We start from the raw sequence: 7,443 nt of genomic DNA, 5'->3' as shown, positions 1-7,443 counted from the left end.
GAGGGATACCAGTCCGAAGGGGTTGCTCGTGGGGGCGAGCGGCGCGGGTGCAACGGGCGGCACGGGCGGTGCGGGCGGGAGGTTGCTTCCGCCGAATTCTGGGGGTGAACTCACTGTTTGCTGAGAATCGGACATACATCCAGCCTTGCAGCGTCCCGCTATTTTCAACGACTCCTGTCTACCCCCATTAAGGGGTGTCGTCAGTACGTGTCGTTGAGCCAACCGTCGCAGGACCCTTCGCTGCCGCCGTCGTACCCCTCCAGGAAGGCCTCGTTGCGCTGCTCGGGGGTGCCGTGGTGCTGGGGGTTGTCGAAGGCGTAATCGCCCAGGTCGAGAGTCGTCTGGCCGGCCTCCTTGATGTCGCCCTGGTCGAGGATCCCTTCGTCCTCCGCCGACTTCGCCCAGACCCCGGCCCAGCAGTCGGCGTGCAGCTCGATCTTGTAGACCGGGTAGATCGAACCGGCGGTGCTGAAGATGCCGATTTCGTTCTGGAGCTCGTGCGCGTACTCGTGCGCGACGACGTAAGCGACCGAGAAGTCGCCGGTCTTATGGGTCCTCGTGCCGTCGGTGTTCGCGTAGAGGGTTCCGTCCCAGATCTTCTGGGCGAGGCTCTGCGACACCGTGATCTTGTCGTCGTACAGGCAGTAGTACGCGCTCATGTCATCGGAGAAGCCCGGCGCGCACATCGACGGCACGACCTCGCCCGCCGCGGGGAAGGCATAGGTCACGAAGGGTGCCGGGCGGCCGTCGTCCTTCCACACGCCGGTCCAGTAGGCATCCACGTCGCCGAGCACTGACACGAGGAAGTCCTTCATCGTGCCGCTCGACCCCACGATATTGGCCGTCGGCACGCCCCCGATCCCCGGCGTGCCCGAGGTGCTCGTCGGCGTGATGCCGGACGGTGAGGGGCCGACGGCGACCTGCAGCACCCCGCTCGGGTGCGCGCCCTGTGCGGAGTTCCTGGGGACGGATGCCGCGGCGTGCCCGACGCCCGGATCCGCGGCGGCCGCGGTCACCGCGGTCACCGCGCCACCTCCCGCGAAGGCGAGGACCGACATCAGGGCGATGGCGCGCAGGACAGACGTGAGTTTCATGGTGGTGGACTCCCTTGTGGAGTGCGTGTGTGGTGTTGTCAGGAGCGACCGGAGCGACATCATCCGATTCGCGGCGTGGAGCCCGAGTGTCAACTCTCGCGAGTATAGGCAAACTCATAGCAGCCCGATAGGTCAGTTCGCAGTTCCTGACTCATCGACAGGGGGCGATGTGCGAGCTTCGGCGAACGAAACTACGATGGGGGTCCAAGCGGTCCTCGTTCAAGAGCGAGCGGGATCAGAAGCGAATGGGTGCCTTTTGTCAATGTCGTCAAAATCGTCGTCCGAACTGTCCAGTGCGTTGTCGAACACCGAAGCGTCGACGACCGAGGCCTTCGTCGCCGACTACTACGAGCACCTCGGTGACGATGCCAGGGAATACGACCCGGCCACGCTGCGCGCACGGGCGGAGAGCCACTGGCAGGTCGCCCTCACCCGGCCACCGAAGACGGCGAACATCGAGATCCGGACCGAAACCGATCGCAGCATCCTCTACGTCGTCACCGACGACATGCCGTTCCTCGTCGACTCGGTCAACGCCGAACTGGTCCGCCAGCACGCGGCCATCCACCTCGTCGTGCACCCCCTACTCGTCGTCACCCGCAACCGGGAGACCCACGAGCTCGTCAGGGTCACCCGCATGCCGGTCAACGCGGGCGTCTCGAGTGGCGACACCTCCGCGATGCCCGACATCTCCCACCTGCTCGGCAACGAGGAGGACTCGCCGCATCTCGAGTCGTGGATCGCGATCGAGATCGACCGTGCGAGCGTCGAGGCCCGCGAGCGCCTGGCCGAGGGGATCGCGCGGGTGCTCCACGACGTGCGGGCCGCCGTGGACGACTGGCCCGCGATGCGCTCGAAGTCCGTGCAGATCGCCGACGCACTCGGGAAGCTGCCGCACGCCGAGGGCATCCCCGACCTGGCGCAAGCCAGGGACCTGCTGCACTGGCTCGACCAGGACAACTTCACCTTCCTCGGCTACCGCGAATACGACCTCGAGACGGTCGACGGCGAGGACGTCCTCTCCATCCGCGACGACAGCGGTCTCGGCCTGTTGCGCGCCGTGAAAGACGGGCACGAGATCCAGCACCTGACGGATGCCGGGCGCACGATGGCCCGCGAACGGCGCGCCCTCGTGATCACCAAGGCCAACTCCCGCTCGAGCGTGCACCGTCCCGCGTACTTCGACTACATCGGCATCAAGAGCTTCGACGCCAACGGCAACGTCAACGGGGAGCAGCGCTTCATCGGCCTCTTCGCCGTGAGCGCGTACACGAGCTCCGTGCGTGACGTGCCGATCCTGCGCGAGAAGATCGATGCCGTCATGGCCGAGGTCGGCTTCCCGCCGGGCTCGCACAGCGACAAGGACCTGCTCGGCATCCTCGAGACCTACCCGCGCGATGAGCTCTTCCAGATCGACGTGCCCACCCTCGTCGCAACGGCCGTCGCCATCCAGCGACTGCAGGAACGCCGGCGGACCCGGCTCTTCCTGCGCCCGGACCTGTTCGGCCGCTTCATGTCCGCCCTCGTCTACTTCCCCCGCGACCGGTACACGACGGCGGTGCGCCTCCGGATCGAGAAGGAACTGACCGAGACCTTCTCCGCGGAATCCCTCGACTTCGAGGCCCGCATGACGGAGTCCACCCTCGCCCGCCTGTTCTACCGGATCCGCCTGCCGAAGACGGCCGCTGTCGGAACGGCCGACGACGTCGCCGCGCTCGCCGCGGCACTCGAACCCCGCCTGGCCATGGCCGTGCGGTCCTGGGCGGAGGGGATCACCGAGCAGCTGCACGACACGAGGCTCGCGCACCTCTGGGCAGAGGCGTTCCCGCCGAGCTACCAGGTCGACTATGAAGTCGAGGACGCCCTCGTCGACATCAGCAGGTTCGAGGCATACGCCGCGGGCCTGAAGAGTGCGGTCGCGCGGGATGCCGCGGCATCCGTGACGGGTTCGCCTCGCCCGGGCGTGCACGTCTACCTCTCCCCGAACGCCGCTGACCGGCCCGCCGAAGACGCCCGGGTGAAGCTCTACATGATGGAGTCGCAGAGCCTCAGCCAGATCCTGCCGTACTTCCAGAACCTCGGTATCGAGGTTCTCGACGAGGTGCCCTTCGAGATCAAGACCTCCGACGGGCGTGAATTCTTCCTCTACGACCTCGGCCTGCGCTACCCGGCGGGCGTCGACCCGGTCGGCACCGGCGACCTGCTCGCCGACTCCTTCGGCGCAGCGGTCAGCGGGGCCATCGAGTCGGACGGACTCGACCGCCTGGTCCTCCGCGAAGGCATGCCCTGGCGCCGCGTGGTCATCCTCCGCAGCTACGCCAAGTACCTGCGCCAGATGGGCAACACCAACTCCTACGACTTCGTCGGCGACACCCTGCTCGCCAACCCCGCGGTCTCTGGCGGGCTCGTGGACCTCTTCGAGGCCCGGTTCGACCCCGCGCGGGACGAGACCGAACGCATCCGTCGCACCGAGGAGGTGCGCGCGCAGCTCGCCACGGCCATCGAACAGGTCGCCACCCTCGACGCCGACCGGGTGCTGCGGGTGCTGCTGAACCTCATCGAGGCGACGCTGCGCACGAACTATTTCCAGAACAAGCCCTACCTGAGCATCAAGCTCGACCCGAGCCGCATCGAGGCACTGCCGTTCCCGAAGCCGATGTTCGAGATCTGGGTGTACTCGCCGCGCGTCGAGGGCGTGCACCTGCGCTTCGGCATGGTCGCCCGCGGCGGGCTGCGCTGGTCGGACCGGCGCGAAGACTTTCGCACCGAGGTTCTCGGCCTCGTCAAGGCGCAGACGGTCAAGAACGCCGTGATCGTGCCGACCGGCGCCAAGGGCGGGTTCTTCGCGAAGAAGCTGCCCGACCCCGGTGTCAACCGGGCCGCCTGGCTGGCCGAAGGCATCGATGCATACAAGACCTTCATCCGCGGCATGCTCGACCTGACCGACAACCTCGTTTTGACGGATGCCGGTGAGCAGGTCGTTCCCCCGGCGAACGTCGTGCGTCACGACGACAACGACTCCTACCTCGTGGTCGCCGCGGACAAGGGCACCGCCACGTTCTCCGACATCGCCAACGGCCTCTCCGCCGACTACGGCTTCTGGCTCGGCGACGCCTTCGCCTCCGGCGGCTCGATCGGCTACGACCACAAGGCCATGGGCATCACGGCCCGCGGCGCCTGGGAATCGGTCAAGCGCCACTTCGGTGAACTCGACCTCGACACCCAGACCGAGGAATTCACCGTCGTCGGGATCGGCGACATGTCCGGAGACGTCTTCGGCAACGGGATGCTGCTCTCCGAGCACATCAAGCTCGTGGCGGCCTTCGACCACCGGCACGTGTTCCTCGACCCGAACCCCGACCCGGCCGTGTCGTTCGCCGAGCGGCGCCGGCTCTTCGAACTGCCCCGGTCCTCCTGGGCGGACTACGACACGAGCCTGATCAGCGCAGGCGGCGGGGTGTTCCCGCGGCAGGCCAAAGTGGTCCCGATCTCGGCGGAGGTGCGCGCCGTCCTCGGACTGCCCGAAAACGTCACGCACCTGAGCCCGCCGGAACTGCTCCGCGCCATCCTCACGGCACCGGCCGACCTGCTCTACAACGGCGGCATCGGCACCTACGTCAAGGCGAGCACCGAAACCGCTGCGCAGGTCGGCGACAAGGCGAACGACGCCATCCGCGTCGACGGCCGCGACCTGCGCGTCAAGGTCGTCGGTGAGGGCGGCAACCTCGGCCTCACCCAGCGCGGCCGCATCGAGGCCGCCCTGGCCGGGGTGCTGCTCAACACCGACGCGATCGACAACTCCGCCGGCGTGGACTGCTCCGACCACGAGGTCAACATCAAGATCTTCGTCGACCGGATGGTCGCGGCCGGACGGCTCAGCGCCGAAGAGCGCCCCGGGTTCCTCGCCGCGATGACGGACGAGGTCGGCCGGCTGGTCCTGGAGGATAACGTCGACCAGAACATCCTGCTGCTGAACGACCGGGTCAAGGTCGCGAGCTGGAGCCCGAGTTACGAACGCCTGATGGACGCGCTCGAGGCATCCGGCGACCTGAAGCGCGAGCTCGAGGCGTTGCCGACCACCACGGAGCTGCACGAACGGATCGACCACGGCCAGGGGCTCACCTCGCCAGAGCTCTCGGTGCTCGCCGCCTACGCCAAGATCGAGCTCACGACCGCGCTCCGGGACAGCGACCTCGCGGACGACCCGTGGTTCCGCGGCACCCTGCGCCGGTACTTCCCGCGCCAGCTCGCCGAACGCTTCGACGCCGAGCTCGACACGCATCCACTGCGCCGGGAGATCATCGCGACCGTCGTCGCGAACGACATGATCAACCTCGGGGGAGTGACTTTCGCCTTCCGTGCCATGGAGGAGACCAGCGCGACCCCCGCGGCGATCGCCCGGGCGTTCGTCGCGCTCCGGGAGATCTTCGAGCTCGAGACCATGGTCGCCGAGCTGAGCGCCCTGCCGAAGTCGTTCCCGACGGAGCACTGGACGGCGATCCACCTCGACATCCGCCGGCTGCTCGACCGGGCCGTGCGCTGGCAGGTCAACCACGGCGGCTCGCAACCGGTCGCCGAGGTCGTGGCGCAGTACAAGCCGCAGATCGCGCTCGTCCGCGCGCACCTGGGCGACTACGTGCGCGGCGCCGACCAGGCCCGGCTCGGGTCGCTGCTGGTCAAGGCGGAGGAGTGGGGCCTGCCGTCCGGCCTCGGCCACCGCTGGACCCAGCTCTTCGAGGCCTTCGCCCTGCTCGACGTCGTGAAGATCGCGGCGCAGTCCGGCGAACAGCTCGGGGACGTCGCGTCCGTGTACTACACGGTCTACGACCGGTTCGGCGTGGACAACCTGCTCGAGCGCATCACCGCGTTGCCGCGCACGGACCGCTGGCAGGCCCTCGCCCGCGCGGCGCTGCGCGACGACCTCTACTCGACGGTCGCCGACATCACCACGGCCGTGCTCGAGGCGACGGATTCGGGAAGCGCGGAACACCGTCTCCTCGCCTGGGAGGCACTCAACGCCGAAAAGCTCGCCCGCTCACGCAGCGTATTCGACGAGGTCAACGCCCTCGGCCAGGACGACATGGCCTCGCTCTCGGTCGCAATGCGGCTGCTGCGCTCCATCGTGCGGCGGTAGGCAGGCCCGGGCGGATGCTGCGGACGACGCGCCTGGCGGAGGGGCCAGTCGAGTACCGGCTCGATATTCGCGCGGACCCGGTCATCGTGGTCTTCCACGGCGGACACCTCCGGGCCGGGATCGCGGTCGGCGAGGACGTCTTCGCCGCCGCCGGCTACTCCGTGCTCGCACCCTCCCGACCCGGCTACGGTCGCACTCCGCTGTCCACAGGGACGACCGTGACCGGATTCGCGGATGTCGTGGGTGACCTGTGCGCGCACCTGGGCATCACCCGGGTCGCGGCGGTCGTCGGCATTTCCGGCGGGGGACCGACCGCCGCAACGTTCGCCGCGCGACACGCCGGCCTTGTCGACCGGCTGGTCCTGATCAGTGCAGTCGGCTGGCTTCCGTACCCGGACCCGGTCACTCGCCTGGGAGCCCGGATCGGATTCAACGGCGTGACCGGGAGGGTCACCTGGGGCCTGGTTCACGCGCTCGCCCGGTTCGCTCCCTCCATGTGCCTGCGCATGATGATGGGAGCGCTGTCCACCCGTCCGGTGGGCGAGGTCCTGGCCGGCTTGGATCCGGACGCTCGCGCCGGACTCCTCACACTTTTCCGGCGGATGCGCTCCGGACGCGGGTTTGTCAACGACCTGCGCCCCACCCCCGATGTCACCGCTCTGGTCGATCAGCCCACCCTCGTGATCGCCACCCGAACCGACGGCGGAGTGCCCTTCGCACAGTCGCGTTCGCTCGCCTCAAGCATCCGTGCTGCCGAACTCATTGAGAGTCATGCGGACAGCCACATGGTCTGGCTCGGTGCTGACTGGCCGGTGGTCGGCGAACGAATCGTCGCCTTCCTCAAGGGCCCCTCCTGAGCTGGACCAGCTCGTGGCCGCACACCTCGCAGATGCCGCATCGCGTTTTCCGCGCCCGGCCTCCGATCCACCAGGAGCGGCTCTGCCTCCTCGGAAAGGACGGCTTCGCGGAGCCCGCGTGGGCAAGCGACCTAGAACGGTGTCGGGTCTTCGGGGTCTTCGGGTGTGGGGTCGAGGTTCCAGACGTCCACGATCGGGGCCGGTGGTTTCGGTGCGGGTTTGGGTTTCCGGGGTGGTCTCATGTCGGCGGAGGGTTCGACGATGTAGCTGTACCCGGCCGGTGAGGTCCATTCGATGCGGCCGTCGCCGTGCTCGCAACAGCCTGGCTCATCTTCATGCTCCCGCACTCGGTCATCAC

The 7,443-nt window shown here is 68.1% G+C and carries 4 protein-coding genes; 2 read left to right on the top strand and 2 right to left on the bottom strand.

What is annotated here, in order from left to right; all coding sequences use genetic code 11:
* Positions 1 to 200 precede the first annotated feature (200 nt).
* On the bottom strand, positions 201 to 1,094 hold the full coding sequence (locus QN345_RS13360; RefSeq protein WP_322135352.1) for a neutral zinc metallopeptidase: 894 nt from the start codon (positions 1,092 to 1,094) through the stop codon (positions 201 to 203).
* Between the two features lie 262 nt (positions 1,095 to 1,356).
* Between QN345_RS13360 and QN345_RS13355 the strand changes: the two genes are divergently transcribed.
* Both QN345_RS13355 and QN345_RS13350 read left to right on the top strand, forming a co-directional pair.
* The gene (locus tag QN345_RS13355) at positions 1,357 to 6,228 is read left to right on the top strand and encodes an NAD-glutamate dehydrogenase (RefSeq protein ID WP_322140923.1); all 4,872 of its coding nucleotides are present in this window, start codon (positions 1,357 to 1,359) and stop codon (positions 6,226 to 6,228) included.
* 14 nt (positions 6,229 to 6,242) lie between these two features.
* Positions 6,243 to 7,085, top strand: coding sequence for an alpha/beta hydrolase (locus tag QN345_RS13350; RefSeq protein ID WP_322135355.1), 843 nt, complete (start codon positions 6,243 to 6,245; stop codon positions 7,083 to 7,085).
* Positions 7,086 to 7,216: 131 nt separating this feature from the next.
* Here QN345_RS13350 and QN345_RS13345 read toward each other — a convergent pair.
* A partial coding sequence (locus tag QN345_RS13345) for a hypothetical protein (RefSeq protein WP_323508748.1) occupies positions 7,217 to 7,443 on the bottom strand: 227 nt, incomplete at its 5' end.

Source organism: Cryobacterium sp. 10I1 (genome assembly GCF_035019805.1).
Lineage (GTDB): Bacteria > Actinomycetota > Actinomycetes > Actinomycetales > Microbacteriaceae > Cryobacterium > Cryobacterium glucosi.
Note: the sequence above shows the minus strand (reverse complement) of the source record. Positions and strands in the feature narration are given on the sequence as shown.

Bases quoted from the DNA above. Each gene is read 5' to 3' on its own strand.
- QN345_RS13360 (WP_322135352.1), bottom strand. From the start codon at position 1,094: ATGAAACTCACGTCTGTCCTGCGCGCCATCGCCCTGATGTCGGTCCTC.
- QN345_RS13350 (WP_322135355.1), top strand. From the start codon at position 6,243: ATGCTGCGGACGACGCGCCTGGCGGAGGGGCCAGTCGAGTACCGGCTC.
- QN345_RS13355 (WP_322140923.1), top strand. From the start codon at position 1,357: ATGTCGTCAAAATCGTCGTCCGAACTGTCCAGTGCGTTGTCGAACACC.